The following is a 22,778-nucleotide window of genomic DNA, read 5'->3' as shown; positions in this document are numbered from 1 at the left end:
GCTTATCAAGCGAAACCGCAAGCTAAGCATACCTTGACTTATTAATTCGCGTATGTACCTTTTAGCGTTGTTTGTTCAATAATGTGACCATCCATTGCTTTGTATAGCTCATTCATATAGAATCCCGGCTTAAGATCAAGCGTAGTGTCTAATGCATATACATGCAGTTCGTACGTATGCGGTGCATCTGGAGGAGCCATACCTCCGTATACGCTTGCTTCCATCCGATCAAGTTCACCAAGATTGCTTGACCAGCTATTCGTACCCTGTACGAAATCAGTTGCAGTAACGCTTTCATTCTCTTTAAGCTCTTGCCTCGTAATGTTGGCTGCTACCCAATGAATCCAGCTGAATCCGCAAACAGGAACGGCATCTTTATCCTCTAGAACGAGCGCAAAGGATACTGTGTCCTTGTGACTATTGCGAATCTTAAAGGGCAAAGAATAGGTAGGCATTCCGCCTGGACTGAATTGGGTCCCTCTTTTGCCGTATTTGTCTTCAATAACACCTTTGATAATTCCTGTACTTGTAATGCGCATGTGATTACCTCCAATAAGTTCAATTTCTCAATATTCACTAATAAGGTAGTACATCGACGGTCTTACAACTAACAGTATTACAGCCCTAAGGCCTTATCACCAGTATAAACGAAATCTTGGCACAGTCCAAATGATTGTTCCATTGACGTTAGGTACTAAATCACGGCAATTTCCTGAAAATGCTGAATAAGATCTCCTTGATAATTCTCGTAGGCGGCTTGTACAGGTTTCGAGATAAAACCGATAAGCTTCCCTTGTCTGAAAAGAAAGTGATGATTAAAGCACCCTTCATCTTCCAATAAAAATGGCAAGTAGTTTGGCAAATGACTGGCTACGCCTATATTTTCCGGATGCATAATCCATTCGATCGGTTTCCAGTCCAGTATACCCTCTTCTATTTTTATTGGTGTATTATAAGAAATACCTGTATCAAGTTCAGCTAAGTACAAGTACATGCCGCCCATGTAACGATCATCTACATCCCATGTGACAAATCCTTTGAAACTCATGGTGGGAGGATTTAGACCCGTTTCCTCAAACACCTCCCGAAAGATAGCTTCTCTTGGTGTTTCGCCTTCTTCCAGTTTGCCGCCTACTCCATTCCAAGCTCCCATCCATGAGGGCTTGTTTCGATTAAGAAGGAGAATCTCGTTATTTCTTCTAACAAAGCATATGTTGTATTTAAGCATGGCTTCATCCTTTTATTTATTATCAGCTGTAAAATCAAGTTCAAAGAAGGGGAATCCCTCTTCTTCTTCAGGTGACGACTTGTATCCTAGCTTATAGTAGAAGCTAGATGATGTTGGGTTCGCATTCCACTGCAACCATGAAGCGCCACTTTGCTTCGCCCAATGAATAATGCTATTAAGTAAGGAAGCAGCGATACCCTTATGACGGTATTGTTCATAAACAAATAAATCATGAAAGCGAAACAGCATCTGTCCCGAACGTAAATGAGGACCATAATTTTGTGCCCATGCATACCCTGCAATTGTATCTTCATATTCTGCGATCAACAAATAATGATCATCACTGGCAATTACCTTTAGAATTCGTTCTTCTGCTAGCTCTTTAGAATCTGTAGCTCCTCTTGTCTTAAGTAGTTGCCATACTTGCTCTAAATCCTGTATTGTAGCTTCTCTAACTATGTCTGTCATTAGCTAGCTTCATCCTCCGTTATTCCAAGTATTAATTTCGATACTAACTCTTCTTACCCGAACCAAAACCAATGGCATAGCCGTCAGGGTCCTCTATAGCAAATTCCTTCCATATGCCCCAGCCTTGATCGATTGCAACAGGCTCTTGAATGAACTTAGCGCCATTGCTCTTCAGCTGTTCGATTAATTGATTTAACTCATCATGAGTATCTACATAAGCATAGGTATCCCAAGGGATAAGCTGCCCCTTACCCGATTTATTCGGCTGTACATCAGCAGGGTCATTTGCTTGCATCAGTTTAAATCCGAGTGCAAACTCATCACGAACTGCCCAAAAATCATTTACTTCACAGCCTAATACATCTCGATAATAGTTTTGGGATCTTGCTAGATCAGATACTAATAATACTTGGACTGAAAATTTAACTTTGCTCATGTGTTTTTTCCCCTATCGCTTTGGATTTTTTTCATTGCCACGTTTAAAGTTCCCTGTCACTTTAGCCATAATAAGTTGCGCGTCTTTAAAATCTGCGGTCTGAATTTTACTCAAGAATTTCTCGCTAACTTTACCAACTAATATCATAACTTGCTTGCCTTGCCAATATATAAAAACCTTATTGTCCTTATTGATTTTATAGGAGAAGACCCCTCCTCAAATCGATTCCGTTTATCAATCGGATTCATGTTATGGCAGCTCCTCACATTATTATCGAAATTTTCATGTAATTCAACTTTCGGATTTGCCTAAAACATCAATGAGAATCGATTCATTATTTCTCAGCTTATCATAATAATTAACTGCATTAATTAATTCATCTGTCTTTGTTAGAATGGACAAGAATCCTCTTAAATTCCATAGTTTGATGTAACTTATAAGCTTAGCGTAATCTACAGTACCATTAAAATGTGTGTACCAATCCAAAAATTTGAGTACCTGAGATTTACACGTCTCTACGGTTTGGACCTTGCCCCATATCGATGTTACAACGGCTGCCAAATCCATATATCTGCTTCCATATCGCACTTCTCCAAAATCGATAACCGTAATTTGATCAGAATGAAACAACATATTCCACTTACCTAGGTCCCCGTGAATTAAATCACCATCATTAGTAGTATCCAGTATTTTTAATTCATGAACTAATTCATCTAAATTCGGGACATAAGTCGTGAAATCAGTTAAATTCCATTTCCTTAGAGCCTTCGTGTATTGAGTCTCTAACTTAAATCGATCCTCTTGATAGTTCTCAAGCTTCACTTGATTCATGAGATAATGCATTGTCCCAATCGTCTGACCAAGCATCTCCGAATTAATCCCTTGCGTAACCTCTGTATCAGTCGCAATAAATTCTTGAAGATTATAATAATTACCCGCAACTACTGCATAAGCTGCCCCATACTTCGTTGGTATAATCCGTGGAGCTATTCTAAATGGTCCTAAATACTCTGAGATTTGATACTCCCATTCTCCCTGCCATCGCGAATGAAGCGTTCTGAGAATATATGCTGTATCTTTGGTAACAACTTTGGCTGCTTTAGACGTATTTCCATGTTTCAGTTGGCATACGTTAACAATATCCCGAATTTCATAGATTAAGAGGATTTGATCGTATTCTGCATACATATGTCTTTAACCACCCTATTATCATTTACTTCATACGCTCTTTCATTAAATTAGCGATTTCTTTAGCATGATCTGTACCAATGAGATTAAGCTGCTCAATAACCATTTCTTTACGCTCAGCAGAGTGATTTTGACTCAGCTTCCACTTGCCTTCGAGCCGATTGATCTTCAATCTGAATCCAACGATTCCTTGTATCAATTTGTCTACATAAGACTGATTCTGCTCATCTATCGTATAGCTGCTGCTCATTTCTTCATATTTGGATACGAGCTCTTTTAAACCATGTAATAACTCCGTCCGATCATCAATACGCTCTACCCTGCCATACACATGTACGGCAACGTAATTCCAAGTTGGAACGGATTCATTCGTTTCATACCAAGAAGACGAAATGTAATGATGAGGACCTTGAAAAATAACCAGAATCTCCTGTTCTTCAATATCCAACCACTGTGTATTCGGTCTTGCAAAATGTCCATACAAATAACCTTGATCACGATCAAGCACAAGTGGCAAATTCGTAGCATAAGGCACGCCATTGTGGCTGGAAACCAGAATGCCAAAACTATTCTTCTCAATAAAATCATAGATCACTTGCTTATCTTCAACTTTAAAATGTTTAGGAATATACATAGAATATCACCCCACTTTACCATGTTAGTTTTCGTCAATATCAGTCGTTTTCCTGCTTCAAGCCCATTTTCCTTCAAAAACACATGTAATGCAGAGCATATGAAAGAAAACATAGGTCTTGGAACCATTAACGCATGGAATTGTGCTACAACCGTCTAATATGTTGCAAGCGGTCATTTGATATTTTTCTTAATAGTTCGTAAAATAAGTTCATATGAACCTAAATTTATAAATAAAAAGGGATGAGACAAAATTATATGGGTATAGGATTTAATCTGTTTATGGTTGCCATACTGATTGTATTAACAGCTTTCTTCGTTGCAACGGAATTTGCGTTTGTGAGGTTACGCTCTAGCCGAGTTGATCAAATGGTGTTAGAAGGACGAAACAATGCATTAGCCGTTCAGCGGGTCACTAGCAACCTGGATGGATATTTATCAGCCTGCCAATTAGGAATTACAATTACATCACTAGGCCTTGGTTGGCTTGGAGAGCCTACTGTTGAAGCCATACTGCATCCATTGTTTGAATATCTTAACGTCAAAACTGAAATAAGTTCCGTTTTATCGTTCTTGATCGCTTTTGCTTCTGTAACGTTCTTGCATGTTGTCGTAGGTGAGCTTGCGCCAAAAACAGTGGCAATCCAAAAGGCTGAAATGATTGGTTTATTTACCGCAAAACCGATTTATTATTTTTATAAAGTGATGTATCCTTTCATTTGGGTATTGAACGGCTCGGCTAACCTTCTGGTTAGAATGTTTGGACTGAAGCCAGCCAATGAGCATGAAGAAGCCCATTCCCAAGAGGAAATTCAAATTATTTTATCCGAGAGCTATCAAAGTGGGAAAATTAACAATGCAGAGTATGGTTATGTAAGTCGGATTTTTGCTTTTGATGAAATGCTTGCAAAAGAAATCATGGTACCACGTATGGACATGGTATGTTTATATACAAATAATACGGTAAAAGAAAACTTCGACATTATCCGTAAAGAGCAGTATACACGTTTCCCAGTTGCGATGAACAGCAAAGATAACATCGTCGGGATGATTAATACGAAGCAGATATTCTTGGAATATGATAAAGATAACTTTAATTTTCAAGATCTCATCCATCCTTTACTTACGGTACCCGAAGTGATTCCTGTTAAATCGTTGCTCAAGCGTATGCAGCAAGAACAAGTTCATATTGCCCTGCTGATTGATGAATATGGCGGGACTTCAGGGATCATTACAATTGAAGATATTTTAGAGGAAATCGTCGGCGAGATTAGGGATGAATTTGACGCTGATGAGCGCAAAGAGATTGAAAAATTGTCGGATGACAGCTATCTCGTTGATGGTAAAGTGTCCTTAAACGAGTTTTGTAACTTAACAGGTCTTGATATAGAGGATGAAGAAGTCGATACTTTTGGTGGCTGGATGTTTACCAAGATTCAGGAGCCTAAACCTGGAAACAAGTTACAAGTTGATCATGTGACAATGATCATTCGAGATATGAGTAAGAACCGTATTCGTAAAGTGGAAGTCATCTTAGAGAATATCGCACCAGAATCAGATTCGGAAGACGAAATGATTGCAGTTCCACAATAGATAAGTATTAACCTCAGCTCGGGCGTGCCCGACTGGGGTTTTTTTGTATAAAATTGAATTTAGGCGCATACCGTCCAATCCATGATATTCACCCCTGCATACGATATGATAGCCTATCATAAGGGAGTGATTCATTTGGGATTCCTGCCACCATTAGGACCTTCTCCTGGATTTCCAGGTATGCCAGGTATGCCTGGACCAGGGGGATTTCCGCCTGGACCACCTGGCGGACCTTCGTCACAAGCACCTACAGCACCTCCGCCGTCATTTACTCCCCAGCAATCTGTTGCAGCTCCATTTGCAGTTGATCCTGGGGCAATCAGACGATGCTTATTTCGCAACACATACGTTTGGTTAAACAATGGTCAGCAATTCTGGTTTTTCCCTATTTTCGTCGGTCGTACATCGATCGCAGGTTTTCGTTGGACTGGATTCTTCTGGACTTACACTGGATTTGATCTTAGATTAATTGATTCATTTACATGCTTCTAGTGTTAGTTATGGCTCAACACGACAAATGGATGAACAGGAAATTTCCTGCTCATCCATTTTGCTTATAAGGCTAGCTAAATTCCATCTACAATTCGCTTGGCACGAACCTTTGCTTGCTCAAGTACCTCTTCCTCGTTGATCGTTAATAATTGCCGATTCTTCATTAGTATTTGGCCGTTCACGATTGTTGTGTCTACATCTGCCCCATTCACGCTATACGCCAGAAGTGACTCAACCTGATGGATGGGTTGTAAATGCGGCTTATTCATATCGATTAGAATCAGATCAGCCTTCATGCCAACGGCAAGTGTGCCTACCTCATGATCAAGCTGGAGAAGATGGGCGCTATTCCTTGTAGCCATTTGGAGTGCTGAACGCGCAGGCAAAATCGTTGGATCACCGTAATCTAATTTTTGCAACCAAGTGGCTGCTTTGATCTCTTCGAACATGTCAAGCGTCGTTGCACTTCCAGCACCATCTGTACCAAGCCCGCAGGTAACCCCTGCTTTCTGCAGCTCATGGATCGGCGCAATACCGCAGCCAAGCTTCAGATTGCTTACTGGATTATGGCTTACCCCGCCTCTCATGCCTCGTAACAATCCAATGTCCATACGATTCAAGTGGACGCTATGCGCTAACAAGACATGAGCCTGCTCAAACAGACCATTGTTGTATAAGTACTGTGTCGGCGTCTGGTTGTAACGGGTTCTGATTTTCACTTCTTCTTCCTTCGTCTCTGCAAGATGAATATGAATCGGCAATCCTCGATTAACGGCAAGCTGTATGATTTCTTGCAACGGCTCTGGCGAACATGTATACGGAGCATGGGGACCGAACATCGTCGTAATTCTTCCATCAGCCTTGCCATGCCATTGATCAATTAGATCAATCGCTTCTGCAAGCCTTTTCCCACCGTCATCTCCTAGAAAGATTAATCCCCTGGTTAAAGAAGCTCGCATGCCTACTTCTTCTACAGCATGTGCGATCTCATTCATATGAATGTACATATCAGCAAATGCTGTGGTCCCCGACTTAATCATCTCTGCCATGGAAAGCTTGGCTCCCCAATAAATATCTTCTGGTGTCATCCTATCTTCAGCAGGAATCATTTTTTGTTCAAGCCAGTCCATCAGCTTCAAATCATCACAGAACCCTCGCAGGAGACTCATCGGGCTATGCTGGTGTGCGTTAACAAGTCCTGGCATCGCCACCATGCCATCAGCTTGAATTACCTCATCTGCCTGTTCAGAGATTTTTGCACCCATTTGGGTAATGCGATCATTCTCGATCAGGATATCCCCAGTAAAAGGCAGCTCTTGATCCTTCATCGTCATAATCATTGCGTTTCGAATTAATATTTTCACTTGTAAAATCCTCCTTCATCATTAACGTTCTAGAAGAAGCATAGAGCTTTACGTTAAGTGAAGGTCAACATGAATTTTTAATTCAATACGAAATCCTAGTCGGAACCGCATAAATAATATGGACAAGCTCGCTAATTTGCTTGAATTTCACTATATATTCATGGGATTCGAACCAATCGATCAAGTTGGAACGATCCGCATAAAATTCATTCTCTACAGCAGCGATGACCGCATGTTTATTTTCCGATCTGAGTCTATTCAAATATATCCGACGTTCATCCTCATTCTCAAACATCAGATCGACGATACAAACTCTGCCATGCGGCTTTAGCACACGAGTTATTTCATCTAGGGCTAATAGCTTCTGTTCTTCCGTCAAATGATGAAACGCGTAGCTCGTTACAGCAAAATCAAAGCCATGGTCCAAATACGGGATTGCTAGGAAATTCCCAAGTTTCGTTTCGTAATCCGGAAATTTACGATGACATTGCCTGAGCATTTCCTTGGATTGATCAATTCCGCACATTTCAATTCCTCTTCCCATGAACAGACCTGCCAAATTGCCTGTGCCTGTTCCTATATCTAGCCCCTTCTCTCCCATGTGGGGATTCACCCAATCTAGGATCATTTGCAAGGCGACCTCATAACTCGGATGTTGATTGAATTCTTGGCTTTTATCATAAACAAGCTCATCATGAAACTCAGCTTGTCTGTCAAAATCCCAGTGATCACGCCAATTCGTGCGCAGATCTCTCAGTTTTTTTAACCCATTCGTAATTTCAAAAATATCCTTCCATGCGATTGCTTGCTTATGTTTAATGTGGTTAATTATTCGATCTGTTGTGGCGATATTATGCTTTAGTTCGACAAACTGCGAGAACATCATCGACCGCTGCAGCTCAAGCGCATAGAGAACATGATCTTGATCTCCCTTATCAAGCTCGACGAGTAAAGCACGAATCTCTTCAATCGGCATTCCGACTTCCCTTAAGGAAATGATGGTTTGCAAACGTCGTGCGTCATCCTCGTTAAACACGCGATAATGATTCGTAGGATGCTTCTCAGGCGAGATCATTCCTTTCTCTTCATAGAAACGAATCGTGCGTGTCGATATACCGAGCAGTTCAGCCAATTCCTTTATCAGCATGGTTCTCATTTACAGTTATCTCCTATCATTCCTGTTGATATTTAGCTCTATTATAAACATTAACGTTACGTCAATGTAAAGAAGCAGCTCTTTAACCTTCATATAATAAAGGCAAAGCGCTGCTTCAATTCATTCTTATTGCAAAAGATGTTTAGCAATCACGACCCGCTGAATCTGGTTCGTTCCTTCATATATCTGAGTAACTTTAGCGTCACGCATATATCGTTCGGTACTAGAGCCTTTCAAATAACCCTCGATGCCTTGAAGCTGAACGGCATCCGCAGTGACGGACATCGCCATATCGGTCGCAAACAATTTGGCCATGGATGCCTCCTTGGTAGAAGACTTGCCCTGCTGTCTCAGCCATGCAGCTCGATAAATAAGCAATCTTGCGGCTTCGATCTTAGTAGACATCGATACGAGCATTTGATTCGATTCATTCAGGCTTGCCAAGTTCTTACTCAATTTCAGTTGGTTAGCGACATGATGTTTGGCTGCATCATATGCGGCTCTGGCAATTCCAAGCGCTTGGGAAGCAATGCTAATTCTTCCGCCAGATAGATTGCCGAGCGCGAGCTTAAAGCCCTCACCTTCTTTACCGAGCAATTGAGTGGCAGGGACGATTGCATTATCGTAGCGTAAGGTTGTCGTTGCGGAGCCATTTAGCCCCATCTTCTTCTCTTTCTTGCCGATCGTGAATCCAGCAGTATCCTTTTCAATAATAAATGCCGATATGCCATTCATCCCTTTATCAGGATCGGTAACTGCGAATGTAACGTATAAATCAGCTTCGCCACCATTCGTAATGAACACCTTGGAACCATTCAAAATATAGTGGTCCCCATCTCTCACAGCCCTTGTTGATATACGCGATGCATCTGAGCCTGCATGTGCCTCTGTCAAAGCAAATGCTCCTAGCAGCTCACCTGTTGCCAGGTTGCGAAGATATTTCTCCTGCTGCCATGCTGAACCGTGCTTCAGAATCGGAAAGGTCCCAACTGAGGTGTGTACGGCCATGATCACGCCAAGTGTTGCGCTCGCATAGGATATTTCTTCTATCGCCAGGATGTACGAAAGAAAATCAGCTCCTGCTCCGCCCCATTCTTGCGCGATTGGAATGCCCATTAGACCATGTTCAGCCAGTTTGTTCAGAATATGTCTCGGGAATTGATCTTCTTCATCTATTTGATTAGCGTAAGGCATAATTTCCATTTTTGCGAACTGCCGAACTTTATCCCTCCACGCCAATTGTTCCTGCGTCAAGGCAAATTCCATCCTGCTCCCTCCAATTACCCATCGTACGAATAAAATCCCTTACCCGATTTCTTACCTAGCCAACCCGCCTTCACATATTTCCGCAATAGCGGGCAAGGGCGGTATTTATCATCTCCCAAACCATCATGGAGAATTTCCATAATCGCCAGACAAGTATCTAATCCAATAAAATCTGCAAGCTGCAAAGGTCCCATTGGATGATTCATCCCGAGCATCATCACTTGATCGATAGCGGCAGGCTTCGCAATTCCTTCGTACACACAGAAGACGGCCTCGTTGATCATCGGCATCAAAATCCGATTCGAGATAAAGCCTGGGAAATCATTCACTTCCACAGGAGTTTTATCAATCTGCTGGGCTAGTGCCTCCACAGCTTCATAGGTTTCATCGCTCGTGGCTAATCCGCGGATCACTTCAATCAGCTTCATAACGGGTACAGGATTCATGAAATGCATGCCGATAACCCGCTCTGCTCTTCCCGTTACCGCTGCAAGCTCTGTAATTGGCAGCGAGGATGTATTCGTAGCTAGAATCACATCAGCAGGCAGGATAGAGTCAAGTTTTCGGAAAATTCCGCATTTAATCTCCATATTCTCCGTCGCAGCTTCAATTACCAGCTGGATGTCACGCGCATCGGTTAGTTGTACGATTGGCTCGATTCTCCCTAGAATCTCGTGCTGCTGTTCTTCCGTAATCCGCCCCTTCTGCACTTCACGTAACAGCCTGTTATCGATATCGGCAATACCTTTGGTGATTCGTTCATCATCAACATCATGTAACAACACTTGCAGACCGCCATGAGCCAGCACCTGGGCGATTCCGCTGCCCATTTGTCCTGCCCCGACGACCAGCACCCTCTGTATTTGCATCTATAATCACTCCTAATCATTCGTGTGCTCCGTTTAACCGTTTACACGAATCAGAATAGCATCCCCTTGCGCTGCACCTGAGCAGATCGCTGCGATTCCAAGACCGCCACCACGACGACGCAGCTCATATATTAAGGTGCTTACAATGCGCGCTCCGCTAGCGCCTAGTGGATGACCTAATGCAATGGCTCCACCATTCACATTCACTTTATTTGCATCCCATTTGACTATTTGTTCACTTACTAAAATGACAGCAGCAAACGCCTCATTAACTTCGAACAAATCGATCTCGGATAACAAATATCCCGTTTGATGCAGAAGCTTCTGGATCGCTAGGCCAGGTGTAGTCGCAATGTATGCGGCTTCGGCTCCGACTTCTGCATGACCAAGTATGGTCGCGAGCGGTTTAATCCCTTGAGCCTGCGCTTCGCTCTCGGACATCAGAACTAACGCTGCTGCTCCATCATTTACGCCAGGTGCATTGCCAGCCGTCACAGTGCCACTAGCATCGTGAACAGGTCGCAAAGTCGAAAGCTTGGCTAAGCTCGTATCTCTACGAGGAGCTTCATCTCTGGATATAACCGTTCGCTCACCCTTCGCATTCTGCACTTCGATCTCCATCAACTCATCTGCAAGACGTCCTTCATCCATAGCCGCAATTGCCCGCATTTGCGAGCGAAGCGCCCATTCATCTTGCGCCTCGCGCATGATCCCATACTCTGCTGCGATGCGTGAGCCTAATACAGCCATTGGCACGTTATGAAAAGCACAACGCAAACCATCATAGGTTAATAAATCAATGACTTGTGAATCGCCCATCCGATGCCCCCATCTAGCATCAGGCAGTGCATACCAGCTGTTAGACATAGACTCCATGCCGCCCGTCACAAGCAATTTAGCATCGCCAGAACGAATAATCTGATCCCCTAGCGTAATTGCCCGCATACTGGAAGCACATACTTTATTCAACGTTTCCGTTGGTGTCGTCCAAGGTAAGCCTGCTTGGACAGCCGCTTGCCTGGAAGGAATTTGACCCGCTCCACCTTGAAGCACCATCCCCATAATGACCTCATCCACAGAATCAGGTGAGACAGCTGCACGCTTAAGCGATTCTTTTATGACAGATGCACCTAAATCGACGGCAGATAAACTTGCAAGACTTCCACCAAAACGACCAAAAGGCGTTCGCACTGCACTTACAACAACTGTTCGATCCATATCTGCCCCCCTTTTTGCATGATTTATACAGTTCTATACTTAGATGTCATTTAAGTCTAATACAAAGATATCAAAGTACTGTTATGCTCTAGCTCATATTTGATTTGTTGCATAAATCGCCCGCATGTCATTCGATCCAGAACCCGATCATCGTACGACAAACAGAGGTTTACCAATGAACGAGCAGCGAACATATCATTAATAATAACTGGACGCTTCGTCACTTGTTCGATACTTAGAGCAGCTAGCTGAGGATACGGAATGCTTGGCTGTGATTCGATCAGGCCGAATTGTCCTGATTGGACGATGCTGAACGTTCCTTCGCTTTGATCTGTATCCGATAACGTGCCTTTAGCTGCCTTTTGCCCTAAATCATAAATAGATTGTGCGATGCCAAATAGGTTCAATCGATCGATGTTTCGGATAACAGGCGTATATAGCTTATCACTCGCTAAAACATCAAAAGCAACATGTACAGACTGTAATGGAATAATCCGATCTTCTCGCCAAATGGAGTTGATTGCCGGATACTGCTTGAGACTAGTAACAACCGCATGAAGGATAAAAGGCAAATAAGTCAGCTTCAGCTGTTGCTTTCGCTCAAACGCCTGTGAAGCTCGTTCACAATGCTTAAGCAAGTCAGTGATATCGACTTCGATCTTCATCCATGCTGAGGTGGGAGTTCTGGTTAAATTAGATGAGTAAGTCACAGGTGTCGTGGATAAAGCTGACATCGAGTAAGTGATTGGAGTTGATACTTGAGATGATTCCGTTGATCCTAGAGGTTCGACAATTGGACTAGCTGCTGTTTTACTGAAGGATGAATGATCGCTTCTATGTTCATCCTCATGTCTATTGTTAATATAGTTAAGTATATCTTTGCGGGTAATTCGTCCTCCCTTGCCTGTACCACTTAATCGGGCAAGGTCAATACTGTGCTCCATTGCTAGATGAAGCACGGCAGGCGAATACGTTTGATTCGCGTGTTTTGAATCAGGTATGACAACGTTGCTAGCTTTAGGCTTCGTATTGTTCGCTGTGCTAGCTTGTGGCGCAAGCTCCATTCCTTGTTCATCTATATAACAAATTAATTTGCCAACTGGGATCGTTTGGCCTTCCGTTGCTACAAGCTTCGTAATGATGCCCGATAAGCTGGAGGGAACCTCTGCGCTTACTTTGTCCGTCATAATTTCGCATATTGGTTGATACTTTATCACAGCAGTTCCTGGTGTAACCAGCCACTTCATAATGGTTCCTTCTGTCACCGATTCCCCTAGCTGTGGCATGACAATTTCCGTTGCCATCGTTTACCTCATCCCCTCTCGTCAATACTCAGCCAAATCTCGAATGGCTTCGGTAATTTGTTCTAAATCGAGCAGGAAGAATTTCTCAAGAGGCGAACTATACCCCATCGCTGGCACATCGGGTCCACATAGCCGAATAATAGGAGCATCGAGCTGGAACAAACATTCTTCTGCGATAATCGCAGATACTTCACCACCAAGTCCGCCTTCTTTATTATCCTCATGGATAATAATCACCTTGCCTGTATGTGAAGCTGCTTCCACAATCGATTGCTTATCAAGTGGATACAATGTTCGCAAATCTAGAACATGTGTTCGAATTCCTTCTTTAGCTAACTGTTCTGCTGCCTGAAGAGTGAGATGAAGCATATAGCCATAAGTAATGACCGTGACATCTTCCCCTTGACGCTTTATTTCGGCTTGACCAATCGGAAGCACATAATCATCTGCAGGCACATCACCTTTAATCGAACGATAACAACGCTTATGCTCAAGGAACAAGACCGGATCATCATCACGAATCGCAGCTTTTAGCAGCCCTTTGACATCATAAGGTGTTGATGGTGCAACAATCTTTAATCCTGGGACATTGGCGAACATGGCCTCAATGCTTTGCGAATGATATAAAGCGCCATGAATACCGCCACCATAAGGCGCACGTATAACAAGAGGACAATTCCAGTCATTATTGGAACGATAACGCATTTTGGCAGCTTCGCTTACGAGCTGATTCACAGCCGGCATAATGAAATCTGCGAACTGCATCTCCGCTACAGGGCGCTTTCCGTAAGCTGCAGCACCAACAGCAACACCGATAATCGCAGACTCCGCCAAAGGGGTATCGATCACTCTTGTTTCCCCAAATGCCTCAAGCAATCCCTTTGTTGCGCGAAAAACGCCTTCCCTCACTCCAACATCCTCTCCGAGAACGAAGACACTGGAATCTCTCTCCATTTCTTCACGTAAGGCAAGTGCAACTGCATCGATATAGGAAATATTCATACAAGGTTAGACTCCTCTCTCAGACTTGAAGATGAGATGGCGTGATGTAGGTGCGTATACATACTTAAGTGCGCTTCTGTCTTCCGGATATGGCGCTGCTTCTGCATAGTCGGTTGCTTCATCGATTTCTTTCTGAATTTCGGCCAGCATTCTCAGCTCCATTTCCTCATGCCATAGTCCTGTCTGCTGCAAATAAGCTTTGAACTTTATGATCGGATCGTTGGCTTTAGCAGCGTCTACTTCTTCTTTTGAGCGATAGCCACGGTCATCATCATCACTTGAATGGGAACCAAAACGATAAGTAGTCGCTTCGATTAAGGTTGCACCTTCGCCACTTCTTGCTCGATCTACAGCTTGCTTCATCGCTTGATAGACGTCTAATGCATCATTTCCATCTACCTTTACGCCTGGGAATCCATAGCCTTGCGCACGTAACGCTACACTCTCGCAAGCTAATTGTTTGTGAACTGGCACCGAGATAGCATACTGATTATTTTCACAAAAGAAGATAACAGGCAGCTTATGCACCCCTGCAAAATTGGCCCCCTCATGAAAATCACCTTGATTGCTCGACCCTTCCCCAAAGCTCGTATATACGACTAAATCTTTGCCATCCATCTGGCCAGCAAGTGCGATCCCTACCGCATGTGGAACCTGTGTTGCAACTGGACTGGAACCTGAGAGCACACCTAGTCGTTTGCATCCAAAATGGCCGGGCATCTGACGCCCCCCACTATTCGGATCTTCCGCTTTGGCATATAAGCTAAGCATGATCTCTCGGACAGTCATTCCGATCACTAACATAAAAGCTGTATCGCGATAATAGGGACAGAAATAATCTTTCCCTTTAATAAATGCGAATGCAGCGCCTACCTGAGCAGCTTCCTGACCTTGACAGGATAAGTAAAAAGCTATCTTGCCTGCCCGATTCAAAATCGACATCCGTTCATCCAGTTTGCGAGTTAATAGCATGTATCGATACATTTCAATCACCTGATCATCCGTTAAACCAAGCTCATGATGTTGATTAAGAGCTAACATTGTACTGAATCACTCCTCATAACATATTCGACAAGGCATCGTTAAATCTCATAAACTGAGCATCACGCATATAGCGCTCCACAGCATATTCCTTCATATAGCCATAACCGCCATGAATCTGGACGGCATTCGTCGCAGCTTCCATAGAAATTCGGCTAGCGAACGTCAAGCAATCTACGCAGTTTATCTCACCGTCTATCTGTACTGCATATCCTTCATCTTGCAGCCACGTCGATTGATAAACAAGCAATCTGGCAGCTTCGATCTGAGTTGCCATATCCGCTAACATAAACTGTATCGCCTGCAGTTCAGCAATCGGTTTACCGAACTGAACCCTCTCCTTGGCATATAAGACGGCTTTTTCCAATGCCCCTTGGGCAATCCCAACTGCCTGTGCCGCTAAGCCATTCCTTGCTAACTCGATTGCTTCCTTGGCAAGCGAATACCCTTCATCGACTGTACCAAGTATATTCCTAGTAGAAACGCGGCAATCCTGAAACTTAACATCTGTGATGGAGGTTGAGCGAATGCCTAGCTTTGAAATTTTTCGACCAATGGTCAATCCAGGGCAGTCGCGTTCCACAACAAATGCAGTTACCCCCTGCTTGCCTGCTCCTTTACTCGTTTGTGCCAGCACGAGATAAACATCTGCACAGCTACCATTAATTACGAATTGTTTCTGTCCATTGATAAGCCATTCGTCACCACATAATCTCGCTGTCGTCTGCAGATCTCCTGATCCATCCTGGGCACCTTCATCTCTTAAGCAAAATGCACCTATGCCTGCACCTTGTGCTAATTTAGGAAGATACAGCTTCTTCAGCTCGGCTGAACCGTATCGCTGTAACGACCTGCATACTAGCGAATGATGAGCAAGCAAAGCAACGCTGATTGAAGCATCCACCTTAGCAAGCTCTTCTAGCGCGATGATATAGCTTATGTCATCTACACCAGCGCCACCATCAACCTCTGGAATTGCCATCCCCGCTGCTCCTAGCTCTGCCAACTGCTGCCATAACTGCATATCCCATTCTTCTGCCTCATCACGACTTGCAGCGGATTGCTCCAATTCATGCTTAGCGAATTCCTGAAACATCTTACGCAGCATTATATGTTCATCTGATAGCTCGAAATTCACTCATTTTTCACCTCTTGTATTACATGTTCCTTCTGTACTGACCACCGACAGCATACAAGGCATTCGTAATCTGACCGAGAGAGCAGTATTTAACCGTCTCCATCAGCTCTGCAAAAATATTTTCTCCTGCCCTAGCAACACGCTGTAATTCTTTAAGCCTGAGTGGAGCTACTGCTTCATGCTCCTTCTTAAAAGCTTCCAAATTCCGAATTTGCAGCTCCTTCATTTCCTTCGTTGCACGTGCTAATTGAATCGGGGGTGCTTCATAAGTTTCTGATGCTGTCATCGGATTCTCGAATGTGTTCACGCCAATGATTGGAAGCTCACCACTATGCTTGAGCTGTTCATAGTACATCGACTCCTCTTGAATTTTACCCCGTTGATACTGTGTTTCCATCGCACCTAACACACCGCCACGCTCATTGATACGCAGGAATTCATTCAGTACGGCTTCCTCAACCAGATCGGTCAATTCTTCCATAATAAAAGATCCTTGCAGCGTATTTTCGTTGTTAGACGTACCAAATTCACGTGTAATAATAAGTTGAATTGCCATCGCACGTCTGACTGATTCTTCCGTTGGCGTCGTAATGGCTTCATCATAAGCATTCGTATGCAGGCTGTTGCAGTTGTCGTTGATCGCGATTAAAGCTTGCAGTGTCGTTCGGATATCATTAAAATCAATTTCCTGCGCATGCAAGGACCGTCCCGAGGTCTGAATATGATACTTCAGCTTTTGCGAACGCTCGTTCCCTCCATACTTCTGCTTAATGGCAATCGCCCATATCCGTCTTGCAACGCGGCCCATCACGGTATATTCAGGGTCCATTCCATTCGAGAAGAAAAAGGACAGGTTCGGTGCAAAAGCATCAATAGGCATCCCCCTATTCAAATAATATTCCACATACGTAAATGCGTTCGATAAAGTAAAAGCGAGTTGAGAAATCGGATTAGCTCCAGCTTCTGCAATATGATAGCCTGAGATCGAAACGGAGTAATAATTGCGAACTTGATGATCGATAAAATATTGCTGAATATCCCCCATCATCCGAAGCGCAAATTCGGTCGAGAAAATACATGTATTCTGACCTTGATCTTCTTTTAAAATATCAGCTTGAACCGTTCCGCGAACGCTCGATAACGTATAGGCTTTAATCGACTCGAACTCGTTCTCGTCTGGCTGGCGGTTATTCGCTGCAATAAACATCTGTACCTGCTGGTCAATCGCAGTGTTCATATACATCGCCAGAATAATTGGAGCGGGACCATTAATCGTCATGGATACGGAAGTTGACGGATGACACAGATCAAAGCCAGCGTACAGCTTGTGCATATCCTCAAGTGAACAGACGGATACGCCTGATTCGCCAATTTTGCCATAAATATCAGGCCGCTCGGCTGGATCATTCCCATAGAGCGTGACAGAATCGAATGCGGTTGATAATCGTTTAGCCTCATCATTCTTAGATAAATAATGGAACCGTTGATTCGTCGTATCAGGCGTTCCTTCACCAGCGAATTGCCGCTTTGGCTCTTCCCCTTCCCTTCGGAATGGGAATACGCCAGCCGTATAAGGGAACTGCCCTGGTACATTTTCAGTCAGACACCATTCGAGGATTTGTCCCCAATCTTCATATTTAGGCAGCGAAATCTTCGGAATGCGCAAACCCGATAAAGATGTTGTATAAAGCTTCGTATGAATAGGTTTATTGCGAACGTAAGTGATGAGTTCGTCCTTCTGATAGGCTTCCTTGATCGATGGCCACTCTTCAAGTAAACGCTTACAATCCGAATGAAGCCTGCTGTTATAATAATCGGCTTGTTCACCAAGCAGTTGGACCAACTCTGCCTGATCTTCGCCATCCTCAACGATTTGCTTAACTCCATTGAGTTGGTATAGCTTTCGAGCCACTTGCGACTGTTCTGCAACGAAAGACTTATAATTGCGGACCGTACGTACAATCTCCGCTAAATACATCGTCCGTTCCCGCGAGATGATCTCTTGACGCTGTGAGTTTGTCCGATCAAACGCGACCCCAGATGCCCAGCTAACCTTGCATTTGTGATTAATGACATGAATTAATTCATCATACAGAACATTTGTTCCTGTATCATTAAATTGACTTGCAATCGTTGCAAATACCGGAATTTCATCATCTTTCGCCTCGAACATCTGGTGAACCCGTTTGTATTGCCGTCTTACCTCTCTGAGCGCATCCTCAGATCCTTGCCGCTCAAATTTATTGATGACAATCAGATCGGCGTAATCCAGCATTTCAATTTTCTCAAGCTGAGATGGTGCCCCAAATTCTGCTGTCATGACATATAATCCGACATCCGCTACCTTCATGATCTCAGCGTCACCCTGACCAATTCCAGCAGTCTCCACGATAATGAGATCGTAGCCTGCTTTCTTCATGATCTGGATAGCATCCTGAATCGCACTCGATAGCTCGGTTCTCGATTGACGCGTCGCAAGTGAACGCATGAACACCCTAGGATGATGAATCGCATTCATTCGGATACGATCGCCGAGCAAAGCACCGCCAGTACGCTGCTTCGATGGATCGACACATAGAATGGCTACCGTCTTCTGCTCAAAATCATGAATAAAGCGTCGAACCAATTCATCTGTAAGCGATGATTTGCCTGCGCCGCCTGTTCCTGTAATGCCAACAACTGGCGTTTGTGCTTTCTGATTCAAAACAATCTCATGCCGAGCTTTATGCTCCTCTCCCGATTCTTCTGCAGCTGTAATAAGCTTCGCAATCGTCAGCATATGCTGGTCCTTCATGCGTTCCATATGATCGATATCATCCATAATATGGAGATTGCGCAGTGTGGAATAATCGCATTCCTGCAGCATGTAATTGATCATGCCTTGCAAACCGAGTTTCCTGCCGTCGTCTGGCGAAAAAATTTTGACAATCCCATACGCTTCAAGCTCTTTAATTTCACTCGGGACGATTACGCCACCGCCACCGCCGAATAATTTGATAGAAGCGCCCTTTGCCTGCAATAAATCATATAAGTACTTAAAGAACTCTACATGACCGCCTTGATAGGAGCTTATCGCAATCCCCTGCACATCCTCTTGAATCGCTGCTGTCACAATTTCCTCGACGGAACGATTATGTCCCAAGTGGATGACTTCCGCGCCTGACGCCTGCAGAATTCTACGCATGATATTAATTGAAGCATCATGTCCGTCGAACAAGCTTGAAGCGGTAACGATCCGGATTTTATTCTTTGGTTGATATTTCGTTGTTTCCATATAACACCCCCTTATTACAAATATATTCTATAGGGGCTTCTTTTTATCCTTCGTCTATTTGAATAGAATTTACTATAGGTCAAATATAGCTAAAGAGCTTCACTTACTGGATGATAATCCATAGAGTGAAGCTCTTGTTATTTAGCAATTGAGTACCCTTATTAGAAAGCAAAACAAGTACAACCAATACCCCATCTAGTTCCATCTTTTCCTATTACGGTATGAGTGTGTTGATGGAGAGGGTTACTGCAACGGTGTGACTTGTGATCATGGGCTTCGTGAGAAAGTATATTGTGGGATAGGTTAGCTCCACCATAACCATATACTCCCGTCGGTGCCCAATCAGGTGATGCTGGCGGCAATTCAGGTGATAAATTTTTAAATTCATTATTTCCATAAACAACTTGCCCACCCATAATGGTGAGTAATGATTCAAGGTCTTTGATTTCTTCTTCTGGCACAGTGAAGTAGTCAGCAGACAATACAGCAATATCAGCAAACTGACCTACTGCAAGCGTTCCCTTCTTACCTTCATCACCAGAGAACCACGCACTTCCTTTGGAATATAGCTCCAAGGCTACTTTTCTATCAAGTTTATTCTTTTCATCGTATATCGAAAGACCACCAATGGTTTTTCCGGCAACCATCCAGTAAAGAGCAACCCAAGGGTTATAGCTGGAAACCCTGGTTGCATCACTACCGGCGCCGACAGGTATACCCAGGTCTAGCATACGATAAATCGGAGGAGTACGCTTTGCAGCTTCCTTCCCGTATAAATCAACAAAGTATTCACCTTGGAAAGCCATGCGGTCCTGAATGGCAATACCGCCATTTAATGCTTTAACACGTTCCATACTACGATCTGAGATTGTTTCTGCATGGTCAAACCACCAGCGTAGACCATTAAAAGGAATTTCTCTGTTGACTTCCTCAAAAACATTTAAGAATCGTGTTATTGACTCTTCATAAGTTGCATGTAAACGGAATGGCCAACGGTTTTCCACTAATAGAGAAATTACTTTCTTTAAGTCAGCTTCCATCACCGTAGTTAGATCGGGCCTCGGCATTTGAAATTTTTCAAAATCGGCAGCCGAGAATACTAACATTTCTCCAGCACCATTCATTTTATACTTATCATTTCCTTGACCCGGAGAAACAATTTTTGCCCATGAAGCAAAGTCTTCATATTCATGATTTGGATTTTGCGTAAATAGATTATACGCAATACGCAAAGTTAATTGATCCTTCTCTGCTAAATGTTCAACAACTTTGTAATCATCAGGATAATTTTGGAATCCACCACCTGCGTCAATGGCACTTGTGATACCTAATCTATTTAATTCACGCATAAAATGGCGAGTTGAATTAATTTGGTCTTCAAAATTAAGTATTGGTGCTCTACCCAAACTTGAATAAAGAAGAGAAGCGTTAGGATAGGCAAGTAATAGACCCGTTGGATTACCACGTTTATCTCGCTCAATTAGACACCCCGGAGGGTCTGGGGTATCTTTTGTGTATCCCAGTGCGCACAGCCCTGCACGATTTACAAGTGCCCTATCGTAAAGATGTAGCACAAAGACAGGAGTGTCTTCAGAAACAGCATTAATCTCTTCCAAAGTTGGCATCCGTCTTTCTTTAAATTGAAATTCAGACCAACCTCCAACTACTCTTACCCACTGAGGAGCAGGTGTACGCCTTGCCTGCTCTCTAAGCATTTCCAGAGCAATAGCTAGTGATGGCACACCTTCCCAGCGCAATTCCATATTATAATGAAGACCACCGCGAATAACGTGTATATGAGAGTCATTCAAGCCCGGAATAGCTCTTTTTCTTTTAAGGTCTATTTTTTTGGTTTTTTCTGTGGCACTCTGAAGAAGCTCATCGCCACCTACGGCAGTGACTAAACCATCCGTTATGGCGATAGCTGATACCTCAGGTTGAGATGGGTTAAGGGTAGTGATTTTTCCGTTATATAAGATCATGTCCGGTAAATTCATGTTCACACCTCGTTTACTTCCTATTATTCTGTAACCATGGATGAAATATTTTAGCGAGAATCGGCATTACTACCCATGATAGCAAGGACACTATACATACAGAAACACAAAAAGCTGACAAAATGGGATTCATATTTTTTATAATAGGTCCTATCACCATAGGAACCAAAATGCTAAGAGGCCATACACCAAGAACGGTAACAATAGACATTTTCCATTTTGGCGGTGGAACTGGCGTTTTCGGAGTAACAAACCAATATGCCAAACTGCTTTCAGTTTTGTAAATTGGATTAGTAGCTTGAAATCGTTCTGCCTTTTTTAACAAATCGCGACGAATATCTGATTCTTGCCAAGCACGTAGATGCTCATACGTATCAAAGCGAAAAATAACAGTATACTCTCTGGATCTGTTATTAGGGACTATTAGATTTACGCCCAAATGCCCGGGAAATTTAGTAGAGGCAGCTTCAATTTCATGTCTCCACGCTTCAAACTGGTTTTCTCTACCTTCTTGAATTTTCCATGTAACAATCGTTGTTACTGGACCGCCAGCGTCCATCGTGTTCCCTGTATGAGTTACTCCGTCAGTTATTCCTTCTTGTTTCATATTTTTCTGCTTGCAGGTGCCCCATGCACCATAGTATAAGCGTATTCCACGCCTTGCCCATAAGCGCCTGTGTGTTCTTTTACAATTTCCATAACAGCATCATAAGTGTCTTTGTGTGCCCAGTCACGTTGGTATTCAAGTAAAACTTGAATTGCAGTCACTGGAATTGCTCCGGCTTGTTCTACACGACGCATAGCAGCGTTATGAGCTGTCAAACTAGTACCACCTGAAGCATCTTCAACTGCATAAACCTCATAGCCAGCTTTAATTGCTTCAAGCACAGGGAATGCGAGGCAAACTTCAGTCCAAAGTGCTGCAAATATCAATTTCTTTCTACCTGTTGCTTTAACTGCCTCAACAAATTTTGAATCTTCCCAAGAGTTCATTGAACTACGTTCTATAAGGTCATGTTCTGGAAATATATCAAGAAATCCTCCTAAATGATACAGCTTCAAGCGGTGTTGTTTATCATTAATTAAATAAGAAAAGGCATAACATATTAGT

The 22,778-nt window shown here is 43.2% G+C and carries 20 protein-coding genes and 2 pseudogenes; 2 read left to right on the top strand and 20 right to left on the bottom strand.

The genetic code is table 11. The features are described 5' to 3' along the window. Window positions 1-41 precede the first annotated feature (41 nt). The 7 genes and pseudogenes from E0485_RS04655 to E0485_RS04625 all read right to left on the bottom strand — a co-directional run bounded on the left by E0485_RS04655 (window position 42) and on the right by E0485_RS04625 (window position 3,954). Window positions 42-539, bottom strand: a complete 498-nt coding sequence (locus E0485_RS04655; protein WP_132416791.1) for a YbhB/YbcL family Raf kinase inhibitor-like protein — start codon at window positions 537-539, stop codon at window positions 42-44. 155 nt (window positions 540-694) lie between these two features. Beyond that, complete coding sequence (locus E0485_RS04650; protein ID WP_132416790.1) at window positions 695-1,228, bottom strand: NUDIX hydrolase; 534 nt, start codon at window positions 1,226-1,228, stop codon at window positions 695-697. A gap of 12 nt (window positions 1,229-1,240) precedes the next feature. Continuing rightward, entirely contained in the window at window positions 1,241-1,696 is a 456-nt protein-coding gene (locus E0485_RS04645) for a GNAT family N-acetyltransferase (RefSeq protein ID WP_132416789.1), read from the bottom strand. A 43-nt stretch (window positions 1,697-1,739) separates the two neighbouring features. Then, window positions 1,740-2,132 carry a VOC family protein gene (locus tag E0485_RS04640; RefSeq protein WP_132416788.1) on the bottom strand — a complete coding sequence of 131 codons (393 nt, stop codon included), beginning with the start codon at window positions 2,130-2,132 and terminating at the stop codon, window positions 1,740-1,742. A gap of 12 nt (window positions 2,133-2,144) precedes the next feature. Further along, window positions 2,145-2,380, bottom strand: a pseudogene (locus E0485_RS25425) (hypothetical protein). Between the two features lie 43 nt (window positions 2,381-2,423). After that, a complete protein-coding gene (locus tag E0485_RS04630) occupies window positions 2,424-3,320 on the bottom strand; it encodes a phosphotransferase (protein ID WP_132416787.1) in 897 nt (298 codons plus the stop codon). A gap of 25 nt (window positions 3,321-3,345) precedes the next feature. Then, on the bottom strand, window positions 3,346-3,954 hold the full coding sequence (locus E0485_RS04625; protein ID WP_132416786.1) for an FMN-binding negative transcriptional regulator: 609 nt from the start codon (window positions 3,952-3,954) through the stop codon (window positions 3,346-3,348). A 257-nt stretch (window positions 3,955-4,211) separates the two neighbouring features. Here E0485_RS04625 and E0485_RS04620 point away from each other — a divergent pair, with 257 nt between their 5' ends. Both E0485_RS04620 and E0485_RS04615 read left to right on the top strand, forming a co-directional pair. Beyond that, window positions 4,212-5,546, top strand: a complete 1,335-nt coding sequence (locus tag E0485_RS04620) for a hemolysin family protein (protein ID WP_132416785.1) — start codon at window positions 4,212-4,214, stop codon at window positions 5,544-5,546. 180 nt (window positions 5,547-5,726) lie between these two features. After that, a complete protein-coding gene (locus E0485_RS04615; protein WP_235857421.1) occupies window positions 5,727-6,038 on the top strand; it encodes a collagen-like protein in 312 nt (103 codons plus the stop codon). A 74-nt stretch (window positions 6,039-6,112) separates the two neighbouring features. Here the strand turns inward: E0485_RS04615 and E0485_RS04610 are convergent, their stop codons facing one another. The 13 genes and pseudogenes from E0485_RS04610 to E0485_RS04550 all read right to left on the bottom strand — a co-directional run. Further along, complete coding sequence (locus E0485_RS04610; RefSeq protein WP_132416894.1) at window positions 6,113-7,378, bottom strand: amidohydrolase; 1,266 nt, start codon at window positions 7,376-7,378, stop codon at window positions 6,113-6,115. A 106-nt stretch (window positions 7,379-7,484) separates the two neighbouring features. Continuing rightward, entirely contained in the window at window positions 7,485-8,558 is a 1,074-nt protein-coding gene (locus tag E0485_RS04605) for a MerR family transcriptional regulator (RefSeq protein WP_235857409.1), read from the bottom strand. A 126-nt stretch (window positions 8,559-8,684) separates the two neighbouring features. Continuing rightward, window positions 8,685-9,824: an acyl-CoA dehydrogenase family protein gene (locus E0485_RS04600; RefSeq protein WP_132416783.1), complete on the bottom strand. Its 1,140-nt coding sequence runs from the start codon at window positions 9,822-9,824 to the stop codon at window positions 8,685-8,687. 14 nt (window positions 9,825-9,838) lie between these two features. After that, window positions 9,839-10,693 carry a 3-hydroxybutyryl-CoA dehydrogenase gene (locus tag E0485_RS04595; RefSeq protein WP_132416782.1) on the bottom strand — a complete coding sequence of 285 codons (855 nt, stop codon included), beginning with the start codon at window positions 10,691-10,693 and terminating at the stop codon, window positions 9,839-9,841. A 33-nt stretch (window positions 10,694-10,726) separates the two neighbouring features. Continuing rightward, window positions 10,727-11,911: an acetyl-CoA C-acetyltransferase gene (locus tag E0485_RS04590; protein ID WP_132416781.1), complete on the bottom strand. Its 1,185-nt coding sequence runs from the start codon at window positions 11,909-11,911 to the stop codon at window positions 10,727-10,729. A gap of 56 nt (window positions 11,912-11,967) precedes the next feature. After that, complete coding sequence (locus E0485_RS04585; RefSeq protein WP_132416780.1) at window positions 11,968-13,215, bottom strand: dihydrolipoamide acetyltransferase family protein; 1,248 nt, start codon at window positions 13,213-13,215, stop codon at window positions 11,968-11,970. 21 nt (window positions 13,216-13,236) lie between these two features. Next, window positions 13,237-14,217 (bottom strand): alpha-ketoacid dehydrogenase subunit beta, encoded by a 981-nt coding sequence (locus E0485_RS04580; protein WP_132416779.1) that lies wholly within the window; start codon window positions 14,215-14,217, stop codon window positions 13,237-13,239. A gap of 6 nt (window positions 14,218-14,223) precedes the next feature. Further along, complete coding sequence (locus E0485_RS04575) at window positions 14,224-15,258, bottom strand: thiamine pyrophosphate-dependent dehydrogenase E1 component subunit alpha (RefSeq protein ID WP_132416778.1); 1,035 nt, start codon at window positions 15,256-15,258, stop codon at window positions 14,224-14,226. 16 nt (window positions 15,259-15,274) lie between these two features. Further along, window positions 15,275-16,396, bottom strand: coding sequence for an acyl-CoA dehydrogenase family protein (locus tag E0485_RS04570; protein ID WP_132416777.1), 1,122 nt, complete (start codon window positions 16,394-16,396; stop codon window positions 15,275-15,277). Window positions 16,397-16,415: 19 nt separating this feature from the next. Further along, entirely contained in the window at window positions 16,416-19,670 is a 3,255-nt protein-coding gene (gene icmF, locus E0485_RS04565; protein WP_132416776.1) for a fused isobutyryl-CoA mutase/GTPase IcmF, read from the bottom strand. A gap of 161 nt (window positions 19,671-19,831) precedes the next feature. Then, window positions 19,832-21,667 carry an amidohydrolase gene (locus E0485_RS04560; protein ID WP_132416775.1) on the bottom strand — a complete coding sequence of 612 codons (1,836 nt, stop codon included), beginning with the start codon at window positions 21,665-21,667 and terminating at the stop codon, window positions 19,832-19,834. 13 nt (window positions 21,668-21,680) lie between these two features. After that, on the bottom strand, window positions 21,681-22,274 hold the full coding sequence (locus E0485_RS04555) for an antibiotic biosynthesis monooxygenase (protein ID WP_132416774.1): 594 nt from the start codon (window positions 22,272-22,274) through the stop codon (window positions 21,681-21,683). Continuing rightward, window positions 22,271-22,702, bottom strand: a pseudogene (locus E0485_RS04550) (isochorismatase family protein); the annotation flags it as partial. The gene E0485_RS04555 and the pseudogene E0485_RS04550, both read right to left, overlap by 4 nt. Window positions 22,703-22,778 lie beyond the last annotated feature (76 nt).

The sequence above is a fragment of the Paenibacillus albiflavus genome, from assembly GCF_004344915.1.
Taxonomy (GTDB): domain Bacteria; phylum Bacillota; class Bacilli; order Paenibacillales; family NBRC-103111; genus Paenibacillus_AM; species Paenibacillus_AM albiflavus.
This window is presented reverse-complemented; position numbering and strand designations above follow the sequence as displayed.